General features: G+C 71.8%; 23 protein-coding genes. 16 read left to right on the top strand and 7 right to left on the bottom strand.

All coding sequences use genetic code 11. The features are described 5' to 3' along the window. The first annotated feature begins 193 nt into the window (after nucleotides 1-193). The 3 genes from ACLJTM_RS31380 (at nucleotide 194) to ACLJTM_RS31370 (ending at nucleotide 2,204) form a co-directional block, all read left to right on the top strand. Nucleotides 194-1,171 (top strand): helix-turn-helix domain-containing protein, encoded by a 978-nt coding sequence (locus ACLJTM_RS31380; protein WP_411107225.1) that lies wholly within the window; start codon nucleotides 194-196, stop codon nucleotides 1,169-1,171. A gap of 24 nt (nucleotides 1,172-1,195) precedes the next feature. Next, nucleotides 1,196-1,681, top strand: a complete 486-nt coding sequence (locus ACLJTM_RS31375) for a DUF456 domain-containing protein (protein ID WP_411107163.1) — start codon at nucleotides 1,196-1,198, stop codon at nucleotides 1,679-1,681. Nucleotides 1,682-1,775: 94 nt separating this feature from the next. After that, complete coding sequence (locus ACLJTM_RS31370; RefSeq protein WP_411107162.1) at nucleotides 1,776-2,204, top strand: VOC family protein; 429 nt, start codon at nucleotides 1,776-1,778, stop codon at nucleotides 2,202-2,204. Between the two features lie 227 nt (nucleotides 2,205-2,431). Here ACLJTM_RS31370 and rsgA read toward each other — a convergent pair whose 3' ends face one another. Then, complete coding sequence (gene rsgA, locus ACLJTM_RS31365; protein WP_411107160.1) at nucleotides 2,432-3,547, bottom strand: ribosome small subunit-dependent GTPase A; 1,116 nt, start codon at nucleotides 3,545-3,547, stop codon at nucleotides 2,432-2,434. Between the two features lie 330 nt (nucleotides 3,548-3,877). On the opposite strand from rsgA, the gene ACLJTM_RS31360 reads away from it, so the two are divergent. Next, complete coding sequence (locus tag ACLJTM_RS31360) at nucleotides 3,878-5,311, top strand: PIN-like domain-containing protein (protein WP_411107159.1); 1,434 nt, start codon at nucleotides 3,878-3,880, stop codon at nucleotides 5,309-5,311. A 97-nt stretch (nucleotides 5,312-5,408) separates the two neighbouring features. Further along, entirely contained in the window at nucleotides 5,409-5,996 is a 588-nt protein-coding gene (locus ACLJTM_RS31355) for a hypothetical protein (protein ID WP_411107158.1), read from the top strand. A gap of 33 nt (nucleotides 5,997-6,029) precedes the next feature. Here the strand turns inward: ACLJTM_RS31355 and ACLJTM_RS31350 are convergent, their stop codons facing one another. Then, nucleotides 6,030-7,388, bottom strand: coding sequence for a DNA cytosine methyltransferase (locus tag ACLJTM_RS31350; RefSeq protein ID WP_411107157.1), 1,359 nt, complete (start codon nucleotides 7,386-7,388; stop codon nucleotides 6,030-6,032). Between the two features lie 238 nt (nucleotides 7,389-7,626). Beyond that, a complete protein-coding gene (locus ACLJTM_RS31345) occupies nucleotides 7,627-8,316 on the bottom strand; it encodes a hypothetical protein (RefSeq protein ID WP_411107156.1) in 690 nt (229 codons plus the stop codon). 123 nt (nucleotides 8,317-8,439) lie between these two features. Here ACLJTM_RS31345 and ACLJTM_RS31340 point away from each other — a divergent pair, with 123 nt between their 5' ends. The 3 genes from ACLJTM_RS31340 to ACLJTM_RS31330 are packed head-to-tail and all read left to right on the top strand — an operon-like array spanning nucleotide 8,440 to nucleotide 12,528. After that, a complete protein-coding gene (locus ACLJTM_RS31340) occupies nucleotides 8,440-9,852 on the top strand; it encodes a transposase (RefSeq protein ID WP_411107155.1) in 1,413 nt (470 codons plus the stop codon). Then, nucleotides 9,852-11,684, top strand: coding sequence for a DEAD/DEAH box helicase (locus tag ACLJTM_RS31335; protein WP_411107154.1), 1,833 nt, complete (start codon nucleotides 9,852-9,854; stop codon nucleotides 11,682-11,684). Before ACLJTM_RS31340 ends, ACLJTM_RS31335 begins: the two co-directional genes overlap by 1 nt. A gap of 19 nt (nucleotides 11,685-11,703) precedes the next feature. Next, nucleotides 11,704-12,528, top strand: a complete 825-nt coding sequence (locus tag ACLJTM_RS31330) for a DUF3883 domain-containing protein (RefSeq protein ID WP_411107153.1) — start codon at nucleotides 11,704-11,706, stop codon at nucleotides 12,526-12,528. 43 nt (nucleotides 12,529-12,571) lie between these two features. Here ACLJTM_RS31330 and ACLJTM_RS31325 read toward each other — a convergent pair whose 3' ends face one another. Then, nucleotides 12,572-14,584, bottom strand: coding sequence for a DUF262 domain-containing protein (locus ACLJTM_RS31325; protein ID WP_411107152.1), 2,013 nt, complete (start codon nucleotides 14,582-14,584; stop codon nucleotides 12,572-12,574). Between the two features lie 150 nt (nucleotides 14,585-14,734). Next, entirely contained in the window at nucleotides 14,735-15,229 is a 495-nt protein-coding gene (locus tag ACLJTM_RS31320) for a very short patch repair endonuclease (RefSeq protein WP_411107151.1), read from the bottom strand. A 166-nt stretch (nucleotides 15,230-15,395) separates the two neighbouring features. Here ACLJTM_RS31320 and ACLJTM_RS31315 point away from each other — a divergent pair, with 166 nt between their 5' ends. Further along, nucleotides 15,396-15,797 carry a VOC family protein gene (locus ACLJTM_RS31315; protein ID WP_411107150.1) on the top strand — a complete coding sequence of 134 codons (402 nt, stop codon included), beginning with the start codon at nucleotides 15,396-15,398 and terminating at the stop codon, nucleotides 15,795-15,797. On the opposite strand, the gene ACLJTM_RS31310 is transcribed toward ACLJTM_RS31315, so the two are convergent. Together ACLJTM_RS31310 and ACLJTM_RS31305 are read right to left on the bottom strand one after the other, a co-directional pair. Further along, a complete protein-coding gene (locus tag ACLJTM_RS31310; RefSeq protein WP_411107149.1) occupies nucleotides 15,728-16,462 on the bottom strand; it encodes a helix-turn-helix domain-containing protein in 735 nt (244 codons plus the stop codon). The genes ACLJTM_RS31315 and ACLJTM_RS31310 overlap by 70 nt on opposite strands. Before the next feature lie 91 nt (nucleotides 16,463-16,553). Beyond that, entirely contained in the window at nucleotides 16,554-17,669 is a 1,116-nt protein-coding gene (locus ACLJTM_RS31305) for a YihY/virulence factor BrkB family protein (RefSeq protein ID WP_411107148.1), read from the bottom strand. 17 nt (nucleotides 17,670-17,686) lie between these two features. Here ACLJTM_RS31305 and ACLJTM_RS31300 point away from each other — a divergent pair, with 17 nt between their 5' ends. The 7 genes from ACLJTM_RS31300 (at nucleotide 17,687) to ACLJTM_RS31270 (ending at nucleotide 24,617) form a co-directional block, all read left to right on the top strand. After that, nucleotides 17,687-19,330, top strand: a complete 1,644-nt coding sequence (locus tag ACLJTM_RS31300; RefSeq protein ID WP_411107147.1) for an acyl-CoA dehydrogenase family protein — start codon at nucleotides 17,687-17,689, stop codon at nucleotides 19,328-19,330. Nucleotides 19,331-19,677: 347 nt separating this feature from the next. Next, nucleotides 19,678-20,967 carry a GAF domain-containing protein gene (locus ACLJTM_RS31295; RefSeq protein ID WP_411107224.1) on the top strand — a complete coding sequence of 430 codons (1,290 nt, stop codon included), beginning with the start codon at nucleotides 19,678-19,680 and terminating at the stop codon, nucleotides 20,965-20,967. Between the two features lie 5 nt (nucleotides 20,968-20,972). Further along, entirely contained in the window at nucleotides 20,973-21,536 is a 564-nt protein-coding gene (locus tag ACLJTM_RS31290; protein WP_411107146.1) for a GNAT family N-acetyltransferase, read from the top strand. Nucleotides 21,537-21,770: 234 nt separating this feature from the next. Beyond that, nucleotides 21,771-21,854, top strand: coding sequence for a putative leader peptide (locus ACLJTM_RS31285; RefSeq protein ID WP_323181889.1), 84 nt, complete (start codon nucleotides 21,771-21,773; stop codon nucleotides 21,852-21,854). Nucleotides 21,855-22,039: 185 nt separating this feature from the next. Further along, the gene (locus tag ACLJTM_RS31280; protein WP_411107145.1) at nucleotides 22,040-23,743 is read left to right on the top strand and encodes a nitrite/sulfite reductase; all 1,704 of its coding nucleotides are present in this window, start codon (nucleotides 22,040-22,042) and stop codon (nucleotides 23,741-23,743) included. Further along, nucleotides 23,740-23,919: a hypothetical protein gene (locus ACLJTM_RS31275; protein ID WP_411107144.1), complete on the top strand. Its 180-nt coding sequence runs from the start codon at nucleotides 23,740-23,742 to the stop codon at nucleotides 23,917-23,919. The genes ACLJTM_RS31280 and ACLJTM_RS31275 overlap by 4 nt, the downstream gene beginning before the upstream one ends. Next, nucleotides 23,916-24,617, top strand: coding sequence for a phosphoadenylyl-sulfate reductase (locus ACLJTM_RS31270; RefSeq protein ID WP_411107143.1), 702 nt, complete (start codon nucleotides 23,916-23,918; stop codon nucleotides 24,615-24,617). The genes ACLJTM_RS31275 and ACLJTM_RS31270 overlap by 4 nt, the downstream gene beginning before the upstream one ends. Nucleotides 24,618-24,628: the final 11 nt, after the last annotated feature.

Genomic DNA, 24,628 nt, shown 5'->3' with positions numbered 1-24,628 from the left:
ATTCCGGCCAACTGCTGTGGTGCGCGGCAAAGCCGCCGCTCACACTGCATGTGGCCGGCGGATGTGGTGCTGCGGTGGCATGACCTTGGCAGAGTGGCGGGGGGTGCGGCGATGATGTCCGCGGCGGGTTTGCGCCGTGGCCGCTTCCCGCCACGGGGCGGCAAGCGGAATGCTGAGTGCGGGGGTGGACGGGTTGCTGGGTGCGATAGGCCTGGACGAGGGTCAGGAGGGCGCGTACCGCGCGCTGGTGGCGCTGGGCGCGGCGGAGGTGCCGGACCTCGCCCACCGGCTGGCGCTGCCGGTGCCGCAGACGGAACGGGCGCTGCGGCACCTGGAGCGCCACGGCCTCGCCGCGCAGTCCTCGGCCCGGCCGGGCCGCTGGGTGGCCGCGCCGCCGGGGGTGGCCCTCGGCGCGCTGCTCACGCAGCAGCGGCACGAATTGGAGCAGGCGGAGCTGGCGGCGGTGCTGCTGGCGGAGGAGTACCGGGCGGAGGCGGCGGAGCCCGCGGTCCACGACCTGGTGGAGGTGGTCCAGGGAGCGAGCGCGGTGGCGCACCGCTTCCACCAGCTCCAGCTGGGGGCGGCGGAGGAGGTGTGTGCGCTGGTCACCGGCCGGCCGCAGGTGGTGACGGGCACCGACAACGAGGCCGAGGACCGGGCCTCCGTACGGGGCGTGGCGTACCGGGTGGTGATCGAGCGGGAGGTCCTGGCCCTGCCGCGCGGGATCCGGGAGGTGTCGACGGCCCTGGCGCGCGGCGAGCGGGTCCGGGTGACCGGGCAGGTCCCGACGAAGCTGGTGATCGCGGACCGGAGCCTGGCGATGGTCCCGCTGACGGCGCGCGGCGCGGAGCCGGCCGCGCTGGTGGTGCACGCCTCGGGGCTGCTGGAGTCCCTGACGGGGCTGTTCGAGGCGGTGTGGCGGGAGGCTCTGCCGTTGCGCCTGGGGTCGACCGGTTCGGCGGAGGAGTCGGGCGGCAGCCCGGACGCCACGGACCTGGAGATCCTGTCCCTGCTGCTGGCGGGGATGACCGACGCCAGCGTGGCGAAGCACCTGGATCTGGGTCTGCGGACGGTGCAGCGGCGGGTGAAAGGCCTGATGGAGCTGTCGGGGGTGACGACCCGGCTGCAGCTGGGGTGGCACGCGTACGAGCGGGGCTGGGTGGCCCGGTAGGCCCCGGTCCGTCACGCTGAGCAGATGGACGGGCCTCAGCTGTTCCTGGTGGGGCTGGTGCTGCTGCTCGGGGTGCTGGGGGTGATGGTCCCGGGTGTTCCGGGCACCTGGCTGGTGTGGGCGGGGCTGCTGTGGTGGGCGCTGCACGAGCGGTCCACGCCCGCCTGGACCCTGCTGGTCGCCGCGACGGCCCTGCTGCTGGTGGTGCAGGTGGTGACGTGGCAGCTGCCGCCGCGGAAGCTGCGCGGGGCCGGGGCCACCCCGCGGATGGCGGCGTACGCGGCTGCCGGCGCGGTGCTGGGCTTTGTCGTGGTCCCGGTCCTGGGCGCGGTCCCCGGCTTCGTGGGCGGCGTCTACCTGCACGAACGGCTCCGGCTCGGCGCGCATGGCGAGGCCTGGGCGTCGATGCGCGCGGTGATGCGGACGGTGGGCACGAGCGTGCTGGTGGAGCTGTTCGCGTGCCTGCTGGTGCTGGGCGCGTGGGTGGGGGCGGTGCTGGCCGGGGTGTAGGCGGCCCGGGAGGGCGTTTCGGGGGGCCGGTGTCACAGGCCTGTCCTAGCCTCGGTGCCGAAGGGCTCACCCAGCACCCGGAGGACGGCGCGCCATGGCCTCGATGCCGCAGAAGATCACCACGTTCCTGATGTTCGAGGGCCGGGCGGAGGAGGCCCTGGACTTCTACACCTCGCTGTTCGAGGACTCCGAGGTCGTCGACATCACCCGGTACGGGGCGGACGGCCCCGGCGAGGAGGGCAAGGTCGTGCGCGCCACGTTCGCGCTCGCCGGCCAGCGGTTCACCTGCATCGACAGTTACGTCCAGCACGCGTTCGGCTTCACCCCGGCGGTGTCGCTGTTCGTCGAGTGCGACACCGACGAGGAGCTGGAACGCCTCTACGCGGCGCTCGCCGACCGGGGCGAGGAGCTGATGCCGCTGGGCTCGTACGGCTTCAGCGCCAGGTTCGGCTGGGTGAACGACCGCTTCGGGGTCTCCTGGCAGCTGAACCTGCAGGGCGAGGGGCAGGGCGTCGACGCGTAGGTCCCCCCGGAACGGCGGTTCCGGGCGGGCCCGTACGGAGCAGCCGGCACGGAGCGGCCGGTACGGAGCGGGGCCCTGCCGGGAACGGGGCCCGGCCGGGAACGGGGCCCTGCCGGGAACGGGGCCCGGCCGGGAACGGGGCCCCGACCGGGAACGGGCCCGGCCGGGAACGGGCCCGGCCGGGAGCGGGGCCCGGCCGGGTGGTGGCCGGGGCCCGCGCGCCCGGGTCAGGCCCGGCCGGTGCGCTTCGCCGCGTAGTTGGCGCGGCCTTCCGCGGACTTCAGCCGCCAGTCCCGGCGGATCTCCGCCCGGACCCTCGCGTCGGTCTTCGCCACGATGCGCTGGTTCTCCCGCAGCAGCTTGCGGTAGCTCTCCAGGCGCCGCTCCGCGAGCTCCCCGGAGTCCAGGGCGGCCAGCACCGCGCAGCCCGGCTCCGCCTCGTGCGCGCAGTCGTGGAAGCGGCACTGCGCGGCGTAGTCCTCGATCTCCGAGAAGACCTGGCCCACGCCGGTCTCGGCGTCCCACAGGCCCACGCCCCGCAGCCCGGGCGTGTCGATGAGGACGCCGCCGCCCGGCAGGGCGAGGAGGTTGCGGGTGGTCGTCGTGTGGCGGCCCTTGCCGTCGACCTCGCGGGCCTCCTGGACCGCCATGACCTCGGCCCCGAGCAGCGCGTTGGCCAGGGTGGACTTGCCCGCACCGGAGATCCCGAGCAGCACGCTGGTGCCGTCGGCGACCACGGCCGCGAGGACGTCCGTGCCCTCGCCGCTGAGGGAGGAGACGGTGAGGACCTGCACGCCGGGGGCAGCGGCCTCCACGTCCTGGACGAGGTGCGCGAGGGTGGCCGGATCGGCCACCAGGTCCGCCTTGGTCAGCACGACCAGCGGCTGCGCCCCCGACTCCCACGCCAGGGCCAGGAACCGCTCGATGCGGCCCAGGTCCAGTTCGACGGCGAGGGACACGGCGATGATCGCGTGGTCGACGTTGGCGGCGAGGATCTGCCCCTCGGACCGCTGCGAGGAGGTGGACCGTACGAAGGCGGTCCGGCGCGGCAGGTACGCCTTGACGTACCGCGGGCTGCCGGCCGCCTCGACGGCGGCCCAGTCACCGGTGCAGATGACCCGGAGCGGGTCGTGCGGGGTGACGAAGGCGGTGTCGGCGCGGACGATGCCGTCCGCGGTCATCAGGTCGCACTGGCCGCGGTCGACCCGGACCACCCGGCCGGGCAGGAGCCCCTGCTCGGCGTACGGGAGGAACGCGGCCTGCCAGGCGTCGTCCCAGCCGAAAGCGGTGAGGGTGTGCTGGGTTTCAGAAGCGGTGGACGGATCGGGATGAGCGTTGGACAAGGGAGGCCCTTCGAAGGGCGGCCCCGGCAACGCGCTGGGCGCGTGGAAGGAAAGGGGTGTCAGCCGGAGACCGCAGAGGTGGAAGCGAGGATGAACTCCTGAATGCGGGCAGCGCCCGTCACCGCGACAGTCATCAATGTCCTCACCTCCTGTGTCCTGCTCAACGAACCGGCGTGTGCCCCGGCTGGCACGGCGCACGGCCGCTTCCCGGGAACGAGCAGAACTGTAACCCTGCCGGGCACGGAACGGCACCGATTTATTTCCGGCGGCTCCGATTCCCATGACAGCATGATCGTCATGACAGAGGGCGGCCGACTGCAAGGAGAGCAAATGGACGCGAGCGAACCCGTTCTGATCCAGCGGTTCAAGTCCTGGCTCCAGCCGGCGCCTTCGGCGCAGGACGCCGCACGGGCACCGTTCTTCACCGACGGGCTCGTCGTCCTCGACACGAACATTCTGCTCAGCCTCTACGAGTACACGGAGTCGGCGCGCACGGACGTGTTCACGGCGCTGGAATCCGTTGCGGAACGCCTATGGATGCCGCACCAGGTGGGCCTGGAGTTCGTTCGGGGGAGGCGGAGCACGCTGGAATCGCGCAAGGCCGCGCTCTCCGAAGCTGCGAAGGAGGTCAACCAGCACCTGATGCAGGCCGTGCGGTCGGTCCTGGCAGCGCGCACCGTGGTGACCAGGCAGCTCACGAAGTACGGGTCGGCAGCCGATGCGGTCGGACAACTGGACGCGCTCATCAGCGACTCGGCTGTCAACGCCTTGCTCCAGGAGTACCGCGCCGCCATGAAGGGCCACCTCGACGCCCTGAAGTCGCAGCACGGCCTTCCGGCCGACCTGGCAGAGGCCGACGACACCGTCCTCCTCCGTGTCGCCGAGATGTACGGCGACCGCATCGGCGCCCAGCCCGGTGACGCCGTGCTGCGGGCACGGATCGAGGAGGCCGTCGGCTTCCGGTTCCCCAACGAGATCCCTCCGGGCTACCGGGACTTCGGCAAGGACACCCCCATGAAGGCTGCGGGCGACTTCCTCCTGTGGGAGGAGCTGGTCGAGTTCGCCAAGACCCTCCCTGCCGGATCCCGCCGCATCCTCTTCGTCTCCAATGACACGAAGGAGGACTGGTACGAGACCAGGAAAGGGGCGGGAGGCACCCAGCGCCCTTGGCCGAGGCTCTTCGAGGAGGTCCGGGCACGGGCCGGCGCCGAGCTCCGCATCGAGACCCCTTCGCTGTTCTACGCGGGCATAAAGCAGTACCTCCACACCGGTCTGGATGAGACCACGTACGAGGAGATCGAGCGGGTGTCGACGGAGCAGGAGAGCCTGCCCGCCGACGAGGCAGACCCGGTCACCGTGCGGAACGCCGCGCATTCGGCGCCCCCTCCAGGGCTCGCCCGCGCCGCCTCCCGGTCCGTCGGCCTCACCACCGCCGGCGTACGGACCGCGCTGGAGTCGGCGGCGCCGCCCTTCCGCACGTTCCAGTGGTGGCTGATCGGTGTCACTGCGCAGTTGGGGCGGCGCGAGCCCTCCCCCGCCGAGCCCGCGGTGGACCTTGCAGCCGCTGTCCGGGGATCCGCAGCCCCGCCCGGCCCGTGGGAGCCGGCGACCGTGTTCAAGCCGGGGGACTGGGTCTACCGTGATTCTTCTTGGATCGCGTCCTGGTTCGTCGGGCTCCTGAAGGACCTGCCGCAGTCCGACCACGCGGTCCTCCGCAGCCTTGCCGCGCAGCAGGCCGAAGCGAACCGGTCCGCCGCCGAGTGACCCGGGCACTGTCCGGTCCGCTGCAGGAGAGGACCCCGTGCAGCACTCCCGCACCACCGACCTGCCCTGCTGCCTGGCAGAGCGCCGAAGAGGAGCCATGGAGAACGAAGAAGCTCATGCCGCCTGGGCACGTCTCAAGCCCAACACCCAGTTTTCGGTAGGCCAGTTGGCCGCCTTGCTCGGCGATGCCGACGAGTCCGCCGAGGCGGTGTTCGGCGCCTACCTGGCGGCGAAGAAGGACCTGGCCCGCTCGATGCAGGAGCTCCTCCGCTCCACCCTGCCGCCGTCCCGTCCCGCATTCGCCGAGCTGCGCTCGCGCGTCAGCGACACACTGCAGGAGCGGTTCGGCGGCCGCGTCCCGCAGAGGTTCCTCGCCGTCCCGTACGACAGTCCCGCCAACCAGGACCTGTTCGGGCTCCTCCACGAGCACATGGGCAGGCCGGTGGAGACGGCAGTGCTGCGCGCTGTCAACGCCGACGACATCCACACCGAGCGCCGCATACGCGAGCTGCGTGAACTCGGGCTCCGCATCAAGCCGGTGAAGCGCGAAGGCTCCGGGTGCTACGTGCTGGTGTCCGCCGACCTCGACCCCGACCAGGTTCGGGCCCTCGTGGTCAAGGCCATCAGGAAGTCCGCGCTGCCCGAGGCGGAGCAGGCCGAGCTGGTCGCCGCCCTCGACGCGTGATCGTGCGACCGCGCAGGGCCGTGCCCTGCGCGGTCAGCTGATCCTGGAGCGGTGCTGGCTGAAGAGGTCGTGGCGCTGGTGGTCGTCCTGGCCCACGAACGCCTTGAACTCACCGATGCTGTACGCGACGACGCCGTTGGAACGGGTCACCGCCGTCATCTCGAAGTCGTGCTTCAAGTGGTTGAGGTGCCGCTCGACCCCCGGCTGGTCGATTGCCGTGCCCGATGCCTCCAGCTTGGCGATGATCTGGTCGACCGACAGTGCCCGCGTACTGCTGCGCAGCAGCTTGTACACCGGATCGGTAACGGCATCGGCCGTCTCAACGAGATCACGGGGCTCACCGACCTTGTTCAGCGCGTTCCTGATCGAGACGCCGAGCGCCTTGGCGACGGGCGGCGGGAAGGCGTTCCCGATCTGCCGGTACACGCTGGTCTTGCGCCCGTGGAACCTCCAGCGGAAGTCGTCTTCGCCGCCGTCGCCCTCGGCGTCCGCATCGTGCCAGCCCTGGATCCGGGCGACCATGGCCGTGGTCAGCTTCGGACGCGGACGGCCGTCGATGACGGGGGGCCCGCCGGCAGGAGGCGCGTCATCGGCGACGCCCATCGCATCCACACCCTTCTCTGCCCATGCGCGCTTGGCGCGCGTGGGACCGAGGTCGGCACCGCCGTGCTTCTTCGACCCTCCGACGATGGTCGGCGCGATTCCGCCGGCTGAGTCGGCCCATTCCCGGGCGCCTTTCCAACCGTTCTGCTCCATGAGGTCCACAAGGAGCTCGCCCACCGGCTTGGCTGTGCCCGGGCGGCGTTCCGGCCACGCGAAGTACGGGGCGAACTCCTTCTGGAGGGCTACCAGGACGAAGCGCGGACGCAGTTGGGAGACGCCGAAGTCATCCGCCTGGAGGAGCTGCCACTCGGCGATGTAGCCGTGCTCTTTGAGCCGGTCGAGCACGTGCTGGCGGTAGCCCGCGAAGCGGTTGGCGCTGAGTCCGCGCACGTTCTCCAGGAGCAGCGCCTTCGGCTGCACCTTGCCGCAGAGCTCGATCGCCCAGGCGAACAGGTCGCGCTCGTCACCCGTCCCCAGCTGCTTCCCGGCGATGCTGAAAGGAGGGCAGGGCACCCCGCCGGCGAGGAGGTCGAGCTTCGCCGCATCGAGGGCCGGGTTCCAGACAGAGGGGTCGGCGACGTCGCCGACCCTGACGGACTCCTGCGCCTCCTCTTCGGTGTACCCGAGGAACTCGACGAGGTTGCGGCGCAGGGTCTCGGCGGCCTGGCCGTCGAGTTCGATGGCAAGGCGGTGGCGGAACCCCGCCCGCTCCAGTCCCAGGGACTGGCCGCCCGCGCCCGCGCAGATCTCGACGACCTCAAGCTGCTGTCCAGGCTCGATGGCCGGCATAGCGATCTCCCTCCAGGCACGCCAGGCTCTCCAGCGCAGAACCGGCGGTGCTGCTGCCACCGCCTGAGTAGACACAGGCATCCGGTAGCACAGGCTCCGCAGCAGCACCATAGTCGCAGGTGGCGGCAGAGCAGCGGTGATTCGCCACTGCAAGCCGGACAAGGGTGTGCAGTCTACGCGGCACGACTGACAGGATCACCTTGGAGACCGGTAACCCCAGCGGCGGTTCCGGCGCTGGTCAGCGGTCCAGCGCCGCGCGGACCTCCTCCCGGGCGTCCCCGGGGAGGCGGCGGTAGGCGTTCCACGCCCGTTCGATCGGGGTCGAGCCACGGCGACCGCGCTCCGCCCAGCGCACCAGCCGCCGCTGGTCGGCGGGGTCCAGACTCCTGATCTCCGCGGCGACCTCGTCGGCCCGCGCCGCACCTCCGTCACCCCCGGCACGGCACCGCTTGCACTCCGTAACGAGCAGCGTCTCCTCGCGGCCGTCCAGGAGCACCGTGGGACGGCGGCTGACCGACAGGACGGCTGTCTGGTTCGAGTCGTCGGGGTACGGCTCCGCACCCCCGATCCCGCACACCGTGCACATGTAGTGGTCCCGGGCGAGCACGGCCTGGGCCTGCTTGGCCGATACCGACTTCTGCGGGGCCGCCGCCCGCCGGGCGGCCCGGTCCCAGACCGGTACCCCCGCCTCCACGAACCGCTGGTCCTCAGCCAGGAGCGAGGCGTCTTCGGTGTTCGTGAGGATGACCCACTTGAAGTCCCGGAGGTCGCGCAGGCGGCGGTCGGCCTGGGCGATGCCGGGGAATGCGTCTCGGAGCTGCTCCTTGGTGAAGGTGTTGCCTTCGCCGACTTCCTGGAGGAGCCACAGCGCGCCCCTGATCATGGTTCCACCCTTGAGTTCCGGGTCGTTCCAGGCGGGGAGGGTCACCTCTGCTCCGTTCGTCGGTTCTTCAGATGTCCGAGTCTGGGTGATCACCAGTCCGGTTGTCAGCAGTTCCTGCCATTATTCCTGAGCAGTGAGTGCGATTGTCGCCTAGGAGAGGTTCTGGCTATGGCTGTGAAGTTCGGTGTCCCGCCCGAGGGTGAGCGGATCCGGTCCATGGTCGAGGAGCGGCTCCGGCAGGCCATGGCCGACAACGGCGCCAAGATCACGGTCGAGTGGCGCGGTGAGCAGAAGCACCTGAGCGTCATCTCCATGCCCGTGGACCTCCTCTACTTCAACCCCGACACCCACCGCATCCGTGCGCAGCGCACTCTGGACCCTGAGCGGAACCGGGAACTCGAGGAGCAGCCCTGGAGCGAGGCCGCCCAGGACTACCTCGGCCACCTCCTGAGCCGCAGCCCCTCCAACCCGCACCAGACCGACCCCGACTTCACCGCGCTGCAGGACGAGCTGGACGACTTCGGGCAGAAGGAGCCCGGGATCATCAGCCCCGACGGCATCCTCGTCGACGGGAACACCCGCTGCGCTGCCCTCCGCAAACTCGGCATCAAGGACATCCGCGTGGGAGTCCTCCCCGCGGACACCTCGCGGCGCGACATCAACAGCGTCGAGCTCGCACTGCAGCTGCGGCGGGACAAGCGGCGCGAGTACTCCTACATCAACCGTCTCATCGCGATCGAGGAGGAGCTGGCGAACGGCCGCCGGGTCGAGGACGTGGCACGGGACTTCAACATCAAGGCGACGACGCTCTACCAGGACCGCTGGGTCTACCAGCTGGTCAACGACGCCATCGAGCGCAGCAAGGGCCGTGCCCGCGGCGTCGGCCTGCGGCTGGTGGACTTCGAGGACCACCAGGAGAAGCTCCGCGAACTGCAGCGCGACTACACGAAGCTGGCGAAGACGGACCCGGACGCCGCCGAGCAGCTGAAGGAGTCCCGGCTCGCCATGGTGGTGCTGAACTACCCGAAGACCTCGGTGCGGCTCGCTGAGGCCGACTTCCACGCGCGCTACCTCGACGAGCGGCTGCCGGACGACCTGCGCCCTGCCGCGCAGGCATCCGCCGCCGTGTCCATCCCCGGCCTGCCGGGCATCGCGGTCCCGGACGCCACTGCTGCCGTGAAGACGGCCCGGGCCCTCACCGACAGCCTGCTGCAGGCGAAGGCCGCGTCGTTGGCCGGCGACAAGCTCACGCCCGCCGAGGTGACGCAGGCCGCCGCAAGGATCAAGGCTGCCCGCGGCACCTTCGACACCGCCGTCAAGCTGGCGGGCCAGAGTGCCTCACTGCAGAAGCGCAAAATCGCGGTGCCGGAGCGTCTGACGGACGCAGCCGACTACGTGAACCAGTGCGCGGCGGAGTTCGCCGAGGCCAAGTCGAAGCGCGCGCTCGACGAGGACTCCTTCGACGATGCCCTCCTCACCCTCCGTGCGAGCCTTACGCGCCTGGCCAAGCAGGCGGGCCGTACGTTCAGCTCGCCCGGGGACGGGGTCGAGTGGCTGCTCAACGCCACGCGGGAGGGCTGATGGCCGCGACCGCGGGCACGCCGAGCCTGGAGATCGGCTTCGGGGACAGCGTGGCGAAGGCCCGGTTGCGGGCGGGCGCCGACCACGAGGGAGACCTGCGCCGCCTCGCCCTGCGCTTCCGCAGCAGCGTGCAGCGCTCCCCCGGGAGCGTGGACGTGGACATCGACGACCTGCTCACGAACCTCGTGGCGCTGACGACCTGGCCTGAGCAGTCGGGCGTGGCATGGGACGGCCAACTGGCCTCCCTGGCAACGGATTCGGCCATGGATGCTCAGACGGTAGCCGAACGCCTAGACCCGATGGCGGGCGGCGCCGGCGGAGTACGGCCGGAGGAGGTCGACGGACTGCTCGGACCCGCCTGGACCGCTGGCCTCACCGCCTTCCAGCGCCGGGACATCGCCAAACTCCTCTCGCTGCGCCACGGGGCCAACTTCTCCGTCCCGGGCGCCGGCAAGACGCGCGTGGGCCTCGCTGTGTTCCAGGCGCTACGCCGTACAAAGGGTGTCGAGCGGCTGCTGGTGGTCGGTCCGAAGTCCTGCTACGAGTCGTGGCAGGAGGAGAACGCGAAGTGCCTCAGCGAGCCCCTGCGCATGGAGGTCCTGTCCCGGGAGGTCGACCCTGCGGCTGACGTGCTCATCGTGAACTACGAGCGTCTCAGCCCCTCTGTGGACGAGCTCGGCCAGTGGCTCACGGCCCGCCCTTCCATGATCCTCCTAGACGAGGCGCACCGGATGAAGCTCGGCGCCGAAGGGACGTACGGCGCTTCCTGCCTCGCCCTCGGCCCGCGGGCCCGGCACCGGTTGATCCTGACCGGCACCCCGGCTCCGAACGGCGTCAAGGACATCGAGAACCTGCTGGGATTCGTGTGGCCCGGGCACGGGCGCCAGAAGGTGACGCAGGCAGTGGCCGGCGGCGACCTCGCCGAGGCGAGCCGGGTCCTGCGCCCGCTGTTCACCCGCACCACCAAGGGTGAACTGGGGCTGCCCCCAGTGAAGACGACCCTCCGGACGCTGCCGATGCCTCCGCTGCACCAGGAGGTGTACGAGGCGCTGGTCGGCAGGTTCTCGGCCCGGGCCGCCGGGGCTGAAGGCGACTTCCAGGCCCTCGGCAAGATCATCGTCTACATGCTGATGGCGGCCACCAGCCCTGCCCTGCTCGCGGTCGGCACCACACGGTACGAACCGCTGGCGTACCGGGTCCCGCCCCTGGCCGTTCCTGAGGGGAGCCCGCTCTTCGACCTCATGCGGGACCTCCCCAGCTACGAGATGTCGCCGAAGTACCGCGAGGTCCTGGCCATCGTTGCGGAGAACGCGGCCAGTGGACGCAAGACCCTCGTGTGGTCCACGTTCATCCGCAGCCTGTACACCCTGGAGAGGGTCCTCAAGGAATTCCGTCCTGCCCTGGTCCACGGAGGCACGGAAGACCGCAGCGCCGAGATCGAGCGCTTCCGGAACGACCCGGACTGCATGGTGCTGCTGTCCAACCCGGCCACGCTCGGCGAAGGCATCAGTCTGCACCACGCCTGCCACGACGCGGTGTACGTCGACCGGGACTTCGCGGCTGGGCGCTTCCTGCAGAGCCTCGACCGCATCCACCGGCTCGGCCTCGCTCCGGAGACGGAGACCCGTATCACCGTGCTGGCCTCCGAAGGGAGCATCGACGAGGTCGTGGACCAGCGGCTGAGTGACAAGCTGCTCTTCATGGGGCGCATCCTCGACGACCCCGCCGTGCAGGAGCTCGCAGACCTCGATGAGGAGCCCGCCGTGGGCGGCGGCCTCGACCAGCGGGACCTGCAGGCGCTGATGGGCCACCTCCGTGCCCGTTCCGCCTAGTCCTGTCCTGCGTGCCGCCGTGCGGTGGCTGGAACGGCTTCCGGTCTCCAGCACCGCACGGTGCCGCGCACTGTTCACGAACCATGCCGATTTCAGCGACCTCACCCCCACCCAGTACGAAGCGGCTTACGCGTGGCTCGGGGAGAACGGCCTGCTCGGGAACGGTGTCGGCAGCGGCAGCGGCGCCGTCGGCGAACGCGTCTTCCGTGCCGCGCTCGCCTCCAGCGGCGCGGCGTGGCTGCCGGACGCAGACGTCCTGGTCCGCGGCCCGGCGGAGCTCCCGCAAGACGCCCTCCGGGCGGCTGAGGCACTGGGCATCCCGGAGGATGAGGCGTACGGGCAGCTCAAAGCAGTCTTCGGCAAAGTGGACACGGAGGCACGGGCCGTAATCGGCCGTGCCGGCGAGCTGGCCCTCCTCGGCCTCATCGCCGAGGCCGCCCTTGCCCGGGTCGAACACGTCGCCGCATACTCCGACGGCTTCGGCTACGACATCGCCGTACACGCGAGGCAGCACCCCCTGCACATCGAGGTGAAGAGCACGGTGCGGCGTGGGCGGACCGGCTTCTACCTGTCCCGGAACGAGTACGAGACGATGCGCTGCGACCCGGCCTGGCAGTTGGTGGCCGTACAACTCACTCCCGGCCACGCCGTGGCTGCGGTCTCTTCTGTTCCAGCCCGGTGGATCAGCGCCCAGGTACCGCAGGACAGGGGCTCCTTCGGGCGCTGGGAAGCGTGCCGGATCGACGTTCCGCCCGACGCACTCGTGCCGGGCATCCCGCGGCTTGCCCCCCTGCTCCGGGCAGGAGCGGCCAGGCTGCTGCTGCCGGGCGGGCGGAACCAGTGAGGGGAGGGAGCGCCGCGTCGGCGCTCCCTCCCCTCCGGCGTGCCTACGCCCGCTGGAAGCCGGTGTCGGCCAACAGGAACTCCTCAGCCTCCCCGGCCCAGGCCGGTGACTCTGCTTCGGGGCAGTCGCCCATGGGCAGGGCGTCGGAGAAGGCATCCTTGAGCGCTGCCCGCCACTGGTCCGCAGTGCCGCGGAGCCTGAACGGGCCGACCGGCAGGGTCACACCGTCCTCGTCGACCTTCAGAGGCGCTGTCTCCCCGGCCACGGTGACGTCGCTGTCGAGGCCGCTGGCGGCTGCGTCCAGCGCGGCGTCCAACTCAGCCGTGTCGATCCGCCCGGTCCAGTGCTTCGCGCCGGACTGTGCCTCCGCGAGCAGCAGTGTGCGGCTCCCCGCGGCGTACCCCGTGAGCGCCAGAGACCTGCGGGAGGGCGCTTCGGAGCGAGGGACGCTGGCACCGCCAGCATCGATGAACGCCGGGCGGAAGCGGTCGAGCAGCGCCGAGATCCGCTCCGCAAGCAGCGTCCGGCGGGCGACGAGGAAGTCCCTGAACCCGTCGGCTTCGAGCACCCGGGGGTCGGTCGGAACGGCGTGGGCTGCCAGGTCGTGCTTCTGCACTTCCCTGATGTACTCGGCAGGGGACCGGCTGCCGATCATGTTCTTGGCCGTCTGCTGCGAGACGAAGACGATGTTGGCCAGTTCGTTGATCTCCGCGGACGAGTACCTGTTCCTGTGGTTGCGCAGCTGCGCGGCCGGGTGCAGCGTGCTGTACTGCAGCCTGTCGCTGCCCTCGGCGGTGATGGAGATCGGCCCGCCGGCCCACCAGTCCTCTGCACCGGAGTGGGCGGCCGCCAGGTAGGAGAGCATGATGTACGGGCTCTGGATGGTGCGGCCGGAGAGATCGCGGGGCGTCACCGTGAAGCCCTTCTCGTCCAACCGCAGGTTGGCGAGGAGCGCGCGTACGGGCTCTGCGGAGTCCAGTGCGTTGACGTCCTGGGTCAGCGCGCTGTCGGTCGCTCCGCCGTAGCGGTTGCTCCCGCTCGCGGCCAGGAACCAGTAGAGCAGGCCTTTCTCAACCTCCGGGTCCACCGGTGCGCCCTCGGGCAGACGCCCGTAGAAGACGATGAGGGGGTGGAGGGCGGTGACGGACGAAAGGAGCGCCGTGGTCGGGACGAGCAGTTGCCCGGAGAGGAGGGGGACGACGCGCTCGAGGCCTCGGCGCACTCGCTCCCAGCCTTCGGTGACGGACTCCGGACTGGCGGTCGTCAGCCTGGACACGGAAGAGGTCCGCTTACCCGAGATGGAGAGGCTGAGGGTGATGGCCTTGATGAGGAAGGTGACGTCGACCGCCCGGTAGCCGCGCTCAGCCCACCGTGCCGACTCCTTCTCCAGCTCTCCGAGGAATCCCGGTGAGCGGGCCGAGAGGGTCGCCATCGCAAGATCGGTGGTCTTCAGGGGGCGGCCGCCGCTGTTGACCCGCACGAAGATCTGGGTGACCTCCTCATAGCTGAAGCCGTGGAGGACCTCCATGTGGAAGTCGCGCTGAGCGATCGATTCGAGCGCCTTCAGGCGGCGCCCGATCTCCGCGCCGTCGATGGACAGTCCCGCTGAGCGGAGCTGCATCTGCAGCGCAAACGGATCGGCACCGGGGCCGACGACGTCGTAGACCCTGACCCATTTCGGGCTCCTGAGCGTGGCATTGCTCTGGTTCTGGAACGCCTCCGTCTCGATGTTGAAGACGATCTGCGCCGTGGGGTGGTCGTTGAATACCCGGTACAGCGAGGTGAGCCGCTGCTGACCGTCGAGGAGGTACAGGGGCATGACACTCGGGAGCCCCTGTCCTGCGCCGATCTCCGCGGCGCGGGTCTCGGCGCCCTCGTCCGTCTTCCACAGCAGGAGCGTGCCGGCCGGGTAGCCGAGGTACATCGACTCCACGAGCTTTGCGACCTGGGACGCCCGCCAGACATAGCCGCGCTGGATCTCCGGGAGCATGATCTCCCCGTCAGCGATCTGGCCGATGAGTGTCGCGACGTCCCGGTTCGTACGTTCGACTGCCATAGGTTGGTGCCCCCGCCCCTGCTTTTCCGGACCAAGCCGCGTTCGACCCGGGCCAGCGCAGTCGTGGCTGCGCTGACCGATACGGTAGACGAGACGACGGGGCTCCACGCCCGGGTCCATGAGCTCGTCTCCGGGAGGCGGGCGTCGGGGCTACGCCTGCGGTCCGGCCCAATCCGCCTGCGCGCGCCGCCGGGACGCGACCGCAGCGCGGACGACGGCGGAACTCGCCTCGGCGGACTCGTGCTCCCAGAACCGCAGCACCAGCCAGCCGGCTTCCGCCAGGCGCGCATCCGTGTCCCTGTCGCGCTGCACGTTCCTTCCGATCTTCTCCCGCCAGTAGGCGGGATTCGTCTTCGGCGGTACGAAGTGCTCGGGGCAGCCGTGCCAGAAGCAGCCGTCGACGAAGACTGCGACGCGGGTCGGGCGGAAGACGAGGTCGGCCGTACGGCGCATTCCCGGGAGCGGCTTGGCCGCCACCCGGTAGCGGAGCCCTGCGGCATGCACGAGGGAGCGCAGCGCCCGCTCCGGGGTGGTGTCCCGGCTGCGGTTCCCCAGCATGCTGCGGCGGTTCGCGGCTGAGGACGCCCAGGAACCGTCCGGTGGCGACCAGTCGCCTACGACGGGGTCTCGCGGGAGATCGTTCATCGGCCCACGAGTATACGGCCGCTGCTGCCCCGCGGCCGGGCCACTTCTTTTTCCGCTCTGGCCCCGCGGGGTCGCGGGCCGGGGTGGCCGGTGGCTGCCCGGTGGCGGGAGGGCGGTGTCCGTTTCTTTCAAGACGGCGGGACCGCGGGCTGCCTAGCCTGCTGCCATGACTCCCCGACTCGATGTGATCGGCCTGATCGTCTCCGACATGGCCGCCTCCCTCACCTTCTACCGACGCCTCGGACTGGACGTGCCCGCCGGGTCCGAGGACCAGCCGCACGTGGAGGCCGCCCTGCCCGGCGGCCTGCGGATCGCCTGGGACACCGAGGAGACCATCCGCTCCTTCGACCCGTCCTGGACCCGCCCCCCGGGCGACGGCCGGGTCGGTCTGGCGTTCCTGTGCGGCTCCCCCGCCGAGGTGGACTCGCTGTACGCCGAGCTGACCGGGGCGGGGTACCGGGGGCACCTGAAGCCCTGGGACGCCTTCTGGGGCCAGCGCTACGCCGTGGTCCTCGACCCGGACGGCTGCGGGGTCTCCCTCTTCGCCCCGGCGGACCCCGCCGCGTAGGCGCCCAGCGTGGTTCCGGCCAGCGCGCGGACCTCGCGGGCGAGGTGCGCCTGGTCGGCGTACCCGGCGACGTCCGCCACCTCGGCGTACGGCATCCCGGCGCAGGCCAGGCCGAGGGCGCGGCGCAGCCGCAGGATGCGGCCGAGCGTGCGCGCCCCGTACCCGAAGGCGTCCAGCGAGCGGCGGCGCAGCCGGCGCTCGCCGAAGCCGACCGCCGCGGCGATGGAGGCGACCGGTTCCCCGGCGCGCAGCCGGGCCACCACCTCGGCGGGGAAGGGGTCCGGCGGGCCGGTCTCGGCGGCGCGGCGGACGGCGAGCGCCTCCAGCCCGGCCGCCGGGTCGGCGTACCGCGCGAGCTGCCCGGTCAGGCGGCGCACCTCGCGGGCCGGCCACAGCGCGGTCAGCTCGGTGCGTGCGTCCCGCAGCAGGTGGGCCGGTACGCCGATCAGGGCGGGGGCGGCGCCGGGCGCGAAGCGAATGCCCGCGACGGTGTCGCCCGGGACCTCGCCGGCCGGGTGCGGGCCCGTGTCGGGGCCGGCGACGAGCAGCCGGCCGCCGGTCCACAGCAGGTCCATGCAGCCGTCGGGCAGGACCACCCCGCCCCCGCCCGTGGCCCGCCACAGGACGGCTCCCGCCACGGCCCGCGACGGCCTCTCCTGGTACATCCCTCCAGCCTAGGGGGTGGGTGGCGCAAGGGACGGGCGGAGGGCGAGCGGGCGGGCGGTGGCGGGTCGGCGGGCGGGGCCGCGGAACGTTTCAGTGCTTGCGCAGCCGCGAGGTGTAGTCCTCCGGCGGCAGGAACTTCGACCAGCGCTCCGGGAACTCCGAGGGCATGCCCTCGTCCTCGTCGTCCTCGGACTCGCCCTCCGCCATCGCACGCCAGGCGGCGGCCCGCGCGATCAGCTGCGCCGCCTCCGCCTCCCGGGCCCGTTCGTTGGCCTCGCGGGCGGAGGCCGTGGCCACGGAGGGCCAGACCCGGTCGATGGCCGCGTTGACGGCCGCGCCGACGAGCACCGCGAAGGCCGAGATGCCGATCCACAGCAGGACCGCCACGGGGGCGGCCAGGGACCCGTAGATCGTGGGCCCCTCGACGGTGTTCGTCAGGTAGATCCGCAGCAGGAAGGAGCCGAGGACCCACATCGCGAGGGCCACGAGGGCGCCCGGCACGTCCTCGATCCACGGCGAGCGCACCGGTACGGACACGTGGTAGAGCGTGGTCAGGAAGGCGATGGACAGCAGGGTCACCGTCGGCCAGTACAGCACCGCGATGACCTCGGTGCCCCAGGGCACCAGCCGCACCACCGCGTCCGGTCCCACCACCATCAGCGGCAGCACGATCGCGCCGATCAGCAGGGCGATCACGTACAGCAGGAAGGCCAGCAGCCGGGTCTTCACGATCCCGCGGTGCCCGTCGAGTCCGTACATCACGGTGATGGTGTCGATGAAGACGTTCACCGCCCGGGAGCCCGACCACAGGGCGAAGGCGAAGCCGAGGGAGATCAGGTCCGGGCGGCCGCGGCGGGTCACGTCGTCGAGCAGGGGTTTGGCGATGTCGTTGACGCCCCGGTCGGACAGGACCGTGCCGACGGCCCGCAGGATGTTCTCCTCGATGCTGGCCACGGTGGTGGTGTCGGTCCAGTTGTCCACGTAGCCCAGCAGGCCGAGCAGACCGAGGAAGAGCGGCGGCAGGGAGAGCAGGGTGAAGAAGGCGGCCTCGGCCGCCAGTCCGAGGATGCGGTACTCGATGCACGAGTTGACGGTGTCCTTCAGCAGCAGCCAGGCCATCTTGCGCTTGGAGACGTTGCGGTAGAGGGCGCGGGCCCGGTGGAGCCGCCCTGGGATCCGCTCGGGTGTTTCTTTTGCTGGCTGCACGTCCTTACGGTATCCGCATGGCAGCCACCACCCACACAGTCAGCAATCAGGCCCCGCCGCTCGTGGGCCACGACGTCTACGGCGGCGACCGGGCCCTTCGCGAGGGCGTGGAGCGCCATCTCGCCGGGGCAGGGCCCGAACTCCTCGCCCTGGCACGGGAGGAGCTGACCTCCCTCGGGCGCGCGGCGGGGTCCGCGCAGGCACAGGAATGGGGTACCCAGGCGAACGAGTGTCCGCCCCGGCTGCGGACGCACGACCGGTACGGCAACCGCATCGACGAGGTGGAGTTCCACCCGGCCTGGCACCGGCTGCTCGGGCACGCCGTGACGAACGGGCTCACGGACGCCTGGGGGCGTCCGGCCGGGCACCTGCGCCGGGCCGCCGGGTTCTTCGTGTGGTCGCAGGCCGAGGCGGGGCACGGCTGCCCGGTCTCCATGACGCACGCCGCCGTGCCGGCGCTGCGCACCGATCCGGAGCTGGCCGCCGAGTGGGAGCCGCGGCTGACCTCGCACCTGTACGAGCAGGGGCTGCGGCCGGCCGCGGAGAAGGGCGGCGTGCTCTTCGGGATGGGGATGACGGAGAAGCAGGGCGGCAGCGACGTCCGGGCGAACACGACGGCCGCGGTGCCGCTGGACGCGTCGGGCGAGTACCTGCTGACCGGGCACAAGTGGTTCTGCTCGGCGCCGATGTGCGACGGGTTCCTTGTGCTGGCGCAGGCCCCGGGCGGTCTGACCTGCTTCCTGGTGCCGCGGGTGCTGCCCGACGGCACCCGCAACGCCTTCGCGATCCAGCGGCTGAAGGACAAGCTGGGCAACCGCTCGAACGCCTCCGCCGAGGTGGAGTTCGACGGGACCTGGGCGCAGCGGGTGGGCGAGGAGGGCCGCGGGGTGCGGACCATCATCGAGATGGTCGCCGCGACGCGGGTGGACTGCGTCGTCGGGTCGGCCGCGCTGATGCGGCAGGCGCTCACGCAGGCCGTCCACCATGCGGAGCACCGCTCTGCTTTCGGAGCGCCGCTCGTCGACCAGCCGCTGATGCGCAACGTGCTGGCCGACCTGGCCCTGGAGTCGGAGGCCGCCACCACGCTGGCGCTGCGCCTGGCGGCGGCCCAGGACTCCGGCACCGAGCAGGAGAAGGCCTTCCTGCGCCTCGCGGTGCCCTCCGCGAAGTACTGGGTGACCAAGCGCTGTACGCCGATGGTCGCCGAAGCCCTGGAGTGCCTGGGCGGCAACGGCTACGTGGAGGAGTCGGGGATGCCGAGGCTGCTGCGCGAGTCCCCGCTGAACTCCATCTGGGAGGGCTCGGGCAATGTGCAGGCGCTGGACGTGCTGCGCGCCCTCCAGCGGGAGCCGCAGGCGCTGGCCGCCTTCCTCCAGGAGGTCGGCCTGGCCCGGGGCGCCGACCACCGGTTGGATGCGGCCATCAAGGACCTGCTGACGGAGCTGGCGGACCTGGCGGGCATCGAGGCGCGGGCCCGCCGTGTGGTGGAGCGCATGACGCTCGTGCTGCAGGGCTCGCTGCTGGTGCGGTGGGCCCCGTCCGAGGTGGCGGACGCCTTCTGCGCCTCCCGGCTCGGGGGCGACTGGGGCGCGGCTTTCGGCACGCTGCCGCACAGCCTGGGTCTGGGCTCGATCGTGGAACGGGCGCGGATCACGGAGTGAGCGGGCGTCCGGCGGTCGGGCCGGAGCACCCCCGGGCGGTCCCCAAACGGCCCGGATCCGGGATCCGGGCCCGTTGACCTGGATCAGGGGTGGCGCCGCGCCGACTCGGCACCACCCCTGGTCCGAGAAGCCCCGAGGAGGAGCTGCCACGCCGCTGGGCGGCGTCCGGACAGTTTCAGTCGGCCGACCGGGACTTGGCGAGAGTTGCAAACCGTTGCACCCTTTGACTCGGCGGTCGTCCGCCGGCGGCGCCGGGGGAACGGCGTCCCCGGGAGGAGTGCGGGCGGCGCCGGACGCAGGTCCTGTTCGCTAGGGGGGGGGTTCCGGTGGCCGACACCGCAGGCAGCATGGTCGATGTGGCGCGCATCTCGGCCATGGACGCACGGGAGGCGGCTCGGCTGCTGAAGGGGGTGCGGGCGGCCGCGCTGGCCGGGGACCGGCCTCCGGCGGCACCGCGTCCGGAGATCGCCGCGTCCTGGCGCCGGATGATGGCGCAGGGGGTGCACCCGGACCGGGACGCGCGCTCGCGGATGCTCTCCGCGGCCGAGACCGAGGAGCGGCGGCAGGTGTCGGCGCTGCGGGAGGTCCTGCCGGTGCTGCGGGAGGGCCTGCTGCCCGCTCTGGACGAGGCCCTGCACATCATGGTCGTCGCCGACGCGGAGGGGCGGCTGCTGTGGCGGGAGGGCCACCGCTCCATCCTGCGCAAGGCGGACCGGCTGGGCTTCTCGGTGGGGGCCGACTGGGGCGAGAGGGTGGTCGGCACGAACGGGGTCGGCACGGCCCTGGTGGCGCGGCGGCCGGTGCAGGTCTTCTCCGCGGAGCACTTCGTCTCCAGCCACCACGAGTGGACCTGCGCGGGGGCGCCCGTACGGGACCCGCGGGACGGGCGGCTGCTGGGCGTGATCGACGTGAGCGGGCCGCTGGCCACCATGCATCCGGCGACGCTGGCCTGGGTGACCTCGGTGGCGCGGCTCGCGGAGCGGGAGCTGCGGATCCGGCACCTGGAGTCCCTGGAGCGGCTGCGGACGGTGGCCTCCCCGCTGCTGGCGCGCCTGCCGGGCCGGGCCCTGGCCGTGGACCCGCACGGCTGGACGGCGGCGGTCGCCGGGGTGGCTCCGGCGGAGCGGATACCCCTGCCCAGGGGTTTCGGGCCGGGCCGGACCTGGGTGCCCCCCCTCGGCGACTGCACGGTGGAGCCGCTGCCCGGGGGGTGGCTGCTGCGGATCGCCGAGGACCGTGCGGACGCCCCGGCGACCCGCCTCGTCCTGGACCTGAGCCGGAACGGGTCCTGGTCGGCGACGGTCTACGGGGCGGCGGGCAGCTGGTCCCACGAGCTGAGCCCGCGCCATGCGGAGCTGCTGTTCCTGCTCGTCGAGAGCCCCCGGGGCCGTTCGGCGGCGGAGCTGTCGGCCGAGCTGTTCGGCGACCCGACCCGGACCGTGACGGTGCGCGCGGAGATGTCGCGGGTACGGCGCCACCTGGCGGGCGTGCTGACCCACCGCCCGTACCGCTTCGCCCAGGACGTGGAGGTGGAGCTGATCCGTCCGCAGGATGCGGGCGCGCTGCTCCCGCACTCCACGGCTCCTGCGGTGCTCCGGGCCCGCCTGGGCCGCCCGGGACCGGGCATGGTTCCCTGACGTGCATGAGCACCATCACCCTCACCACCTGGTCCCTGGAAATGACCTCGGCTGCGGACCTCGTACCGGCGGCCGTCCCGGGCCCTGAGATCACGGTCGCCCGCGCCGCGGTCCCCTCCCCGGAGTTCAGCCGCTTCCTCTACGCCTCGGTGGGCGGCGACATCCACTGGACGGACCGGCTGTCGCTGACCCGCGCCCAGTGGCTGGAGCAGCTGGACAGGCCGGGGGTGGAGACCTGGGTCGCCTACGACCGCGGCACCCCGGCCGGGTACGTGGAGTTCGACCCCCAGGACGACGGCGTGGTGGAGATCGTCTACTTCGGCCTCCTGCCCGACTTCCGCGGCCGCCGCATCGGTGGCCACCTGCTGTCGGTGGGCGTCGAACGCGCCTGGTCGCTGGCGGACCGCTGGCCCGGCCGCGAGCCCACGCGCCGCGTGTGGCTGCACACCTGCAGCCTGGACGGGCCGACCGCGATGGGCAACTACCGGCGGCGCGGGTTCACGCTGTTCCGTACGGAGACGGAGGAGGCCCAGGAGGCCCCGACTCCCGGCCCCTGGCCGGGCGCGTAACCCGCCGCCCGGCCCGAGGCCCCGCCGCGGCCCTTCCCGACGCCCGGCCCGCGGCCCGGCCCGACGCCCCGGCCGGGCGGCGGGCCCGTGCTGAGACCCTTGCACGGGGGACGGAAGCCGCGGCGCGGCGCAAAACGCGTGACCGCCGTCACGTTGTCCCACCATCCGGGACGAGTTCGTCCGCATGATGGACAGTAGTGGACTCCTCCAATCGGCACATGACACGCTTCCGCCATGAATGGAGCTGGAATTGCCTTGGTGAGTCGGCGGCACGTCGACCTCGGCCGCATGTCCAGCGCCATGTGTCCGGCCTGCTGACGGAACCAGCCACAGCCGTAGACACCCCGAAAGCCCCCTGAGGCAGGACACCGCCGTGCCCACCCGGCAGAACGGCGGCGCCCGGCCGCACCCGCCTGCCGCCCTCGCAGGTCACCGCCGGACCAGGGGTCCCGCCGCCGCTCCCCCTGCCCTTGCCTTGAGCCGTTGAAGAAGGACGTACCGTCATGGCCGCCACCCCCGAAACGCCCGCAGCAGCCCCTGCCGCAGCGCGCCGCAAGACCGGCCGTCACCGCGGTGAGGGCCAGTGGGCCGTCGGACACCACACGCCCCTCAACGGCAACGAGCAGTTCAAGAAGGACGACGACGGTCTCAACGTGCGGACACGCATTGAGACGATCTACTCCAAGGCCGGTTTCGACTCGATCGACCCCAACGACCTGCGCGGCCGCATGCGCTGGTGGGGCCTCTACACCCAGCGCAAGCCCGGGATCGACGGCGGCAAGACCGCGATCCTGGAGCCGGAGGAGCTGGACGACACGTACTTCATGCTGCGCGTCCGCATCGACGGCGGCCGGCTGACCACCGAGCAGCTGCGGGTCATCGGCGAGATCTCCGAGGAGTTCGCGCGCGGCACCGCCGACCTCACCGACCGCCAGAACGTGCAGTACCACTGGATCCGGATCGAGGACGTCCCGGAGATCTGGCGCCGTCTGGAGGCCGTCGGCCTCTCCACCACCGAGGCCTGCGGCGACACGCCCCGCGTCATCCTCGGCTCCCCCGTGGCCGGCATCGCGCAGGACGAGATCATCGACGGCACGCCCGCCATCGACGAGATCCAGCGCCGCATCGTCGGCAACCCCGAGTTCTCGAACCTGCCGCGCAAGTTCAAGTCCGCCGTCTCCGGTTCGCCGCTGCTCGACGTGGCCCACGAGATCAACGACGTCGCCTTCGTCGGCGTGGAGCACCCGGAGCACGGCCCCGGCTTCGACGTCTGGGTCGGCGGCGGGCTCTCCACCAACCCCAAGCTCGGCGTGCGCCTGGGCACCTGGGTCTCCCTGGACGAGGTCCCGGACGTCTACGAGGGCGTCATCTCGATCTTCCGTGACTACGGCTACCGCCGCCTGCGCACCCGCGCCCGGCTGAAGTTCCTCGTCGCCGACTGGGGCCCGGCCCGGTTCCGCCAGGTGCTGGAGGAGGAGTACCTCAAGCGCAAGCTCACCGACGGTCCCGCGCCCGCCGAGCCCTCGGGCCAGTGGCGCGACCACGTGGGCGTCCACCAGCAGCAGGACGGCCGCTTCTACGTCGGCTTCGCACCCCGGGTGGGCCGCGTCGACGGCGCCACCCTCACCAAGATCGCGGACGTGGCGCAGCAGCACGGCTCCGGTCGGCTGCGCACCACGGCCGAGCAGAAGATGATCGTGCTCGACATCGAGGCCGACCAGGTCGACTCGGTCGTCGCGGCCCTGGAGGCGCTGGACCTGCGGGTCACGCCCTCCCCGTTCCGCCGCGGCACGATGGCCTGCACCGGCATCGAGTTCTGCAAGCTCGCCATCGTCGAGACCAAGGCGCGCGGAGCCTCGCTGATCGACGAACTGGAGCGGCGCCTGCCCGACTTCGCGGAGCCCCTCACCATCAACATCAACGGCTGCCCGAACGCCTGCGCCCGCATCCAGGTCGCGGACATCGGCCTCAAGGGCCAGCTCGTGCTGGACGACGACGGCAACCAGGTGGAGGGCTACCAGGTCCACCTGGGCGGGGCCCTCGGCCTGGAGGCCGGTTTCGGCCGCAAGGTCCGCGGGCTCAAGGTCACCGCCGAGGGCCTGCCCGACTACGTCGAGCGGGTCGTCACGCGCTTCCAGGACCAGCGCGAGGACGGCGAGCGGTTCGCCGCCTGGGTCTCCCGCGCCGACGAGAAGAGCCTCTCGTGAGCGAGCGCGCCGCCCCGTTCCACTGCCCCTACTGCGGCGACGAGGACCTGTTTCCCCACGAGAGCAGTCACGGCGCGTGGGAATGCCGGGCCTGCAACCGGGCTTTCCAGCTGAAGTACCTCGGGCTGCTGTCCCGGGGTGTCCGGTCCGACAGCGCTGGAGGGGACGAGAGATGACGACGGTTCAGGACACCCGGAACCTGAAGGAACTGGCCGAGCAGGCGGGCCGGGACCTGGAGGACGCCTCCGCGCTGGAGATCCTCACCTGGGCGGCCGAGACCTTCGGCGACGCGTTCGCCGTGACCTCCTCCATGGAGGACGCGGTCGTCGCCCATCTGGCCTCCCGGGTCCGGCCCGGGGTGGACGTGGTCTTCCTCGACACGGGCTACCACTTCGAGGAGACCATCGGCACCCGGGACGCGGTCGAGGCCGTGATGGACGTCAAGGTCATCACGCTCACCCCCCGCCAGTCGGTGGCCGAACAGGACGCCGAGTACGGCCCGAGGCTGCACGAGCGCGATCCCGACCTGTGCTGCGCGCTGCGCAAGGTCAAGCCGCTGGAGGAGGGCCTGGCCGGCTACCGCGCGTGGGCGACCGGGCTGCGCCGCGACGAGTCCCCGACCCGGGCGAACACCCCGGTCGTCGGCTGGGACGAGAAGCGGCAGAAGGTCAAGGTCTCCCCGATCGCCCGCTGGACGCAGGACGACGTGGACGCCTACGTCGCCGAACACGGCGTCCTCACCAACCCGCTGCTGACGGACGGCTACGCCTCCGTCGGATGCGCCCCCTGCACCCGCCGCGTCGCGCCCGGCGAGGACGCCAGGTCCGGCCGCTGGGCCGGGCTCGGGAAGACCGAGTGCGGGCTGCACGGCTGATGGCGGACACC

Source organism: Streptomyces sp. cmx-4-9, assembly GCF_046548835.1.
Taxonomy (GTDB): domain Bacteria; phylum Actinomycetota; class Actinomycetes; order Streptomycetales; family Streptomycetaceae; genus Streptomyces.
Note: the sequence above shows the minus strand (reverse complement) of the source record. Positions and strands in the feature narration are given on the sequence as shown.

What these genes read in the sequence shown, in the direction of transcription:
- ACLJTM_RS31375 (WP_411107163.1), top strand. Translation starts at nt 1,196, where the DNA reads ATGGACGGGCCTCAGCTGTTCCTGGTGGGGCTGGTGCTGCTGCTCGGG.
- ACLJTM_RS31370 (WP_411107162.1), top strand. Translation starts at nt 1,776, where the DNA reads ATGGCCTCGATGCCGCAGAAGATCACCACGTTCCTGATGTTCGAGGGC.
- ACLJTM_RS31360 (WP_411107159.1), top strand. Translation starts at nt 3,878, where the DNA reads ATGGACGCGAGCGAACCCGTTCTGATCCAGCGGTTCAAGTCCTGGCTC.
- ACLJTM_RS31355 (WP_411107158.1), top strand. Translation starts at nt 5,409, where the DNA reads ATGGAGAACGAAGAAGCTCATGCCGCCTGGGCACGTCTCAAGCCCAAC.
- ACLJTM_RS31350 (WP_411107157.1), bottom strand. Translation starts at nt 7,388, where the DNA reads ATGCCGGCCATCGAGCCTGGACAGCAGCTTGAGGTCGTCGAGATCTGC.
- ACLJTM_RS31340 (WP_411107155.1), top strand. Translation starts at nt 8,440, where the DNA reads ATGGCTGTGAAGTTCGGTGTCCCGCCCGAGGGTGAGCGGATCCGGTCC.
- ACLJTM_RS31335 (WP_411107154.1), top strand. Translation starts at nt 9,852, where the DNA reads ATGGCCGCGACCGCGGGCACGCCGAGCCTGGAGATCGGCTTCGGGGAC.
- ACLJTM_RS31325 (WP_411107152.1), bottom strand. Translation starts at nt 14,584, where the DNA reads ATGGCAGTCGAACGTACGAACCGGGACGTCGCGACACTCATCGGCCAG.
- ACLJTM_RS31320 (WP_411107151.1), bottom strand. Translation starts at nt 15,229, where the DNA reads ATGAACGATCTCCCGCGAGACCCCGTCGTAGGCGACTGGTCGCCACCG.
- ACLJTM_RS31315 (WP_411107150.1), top strand. Translation starts at nt 15,396, where the DNA reads ATGACTCCCCGACTCGATGTGATCGGCCTGATCGTCTCCGACATGGCC.
- ACLJTM_RS31310 (WP_411107149.1), bottom strand. Translation starts at nt 16,462, where the DNA reads ATGTACCAGGAGAGGCCGTCGCGGGCCGTGGCGGGAGCCGTCCTGTGG.
- ACLJTM_RS31300 (WP_411107147.1), top strand. Translation starts at nt 17,687, where the DNA reads ATGGCAGCCACCACCCACACAGTCAGCAATCAGGCCCCGCCGCTCGTG.
- ACLJTM_RS31295 (WP_411107224.1), top strand. Translation starts at nt 19,678, where the DNA reads ATGGTCGATGTGGCGCGCATCTCGGCCATGGACGCACGGGAGGCGGCT.
- ACLJTM_RS31290 (WP_411107146.1), top strand. Translation starts at nt 20,973, where the DNA reads ATGAGCACCATCACCCTCACCACCTGGTCCCTGGAAATGACCTCGGCT.
- ACLJTM_RS31285 (WP_323181889.1), top strand. Translation starts at nt 21,771, where the DNA reads ATGAATGGAGCTGGAATTGCCTTGGTGAGTCGGCGGCACGTCGACCTC.
- ACLJTM_RS31280 (WP_411107145.1), top strand. Translation starts at nt 22,040, where the DNA reads ATGGCCGCCACCCCCGAAACGCCCGCAGCAGCCCCTGCCGCAGCGCGC.
- ACLJTM_RS31270 (WP_411107143.1), top strand. Translation starts at nt 23,916, where the DNA reads ATGACGACGGTTCAGGACACCCGGAACCTGAAGGAACTGGCCGAGCAG.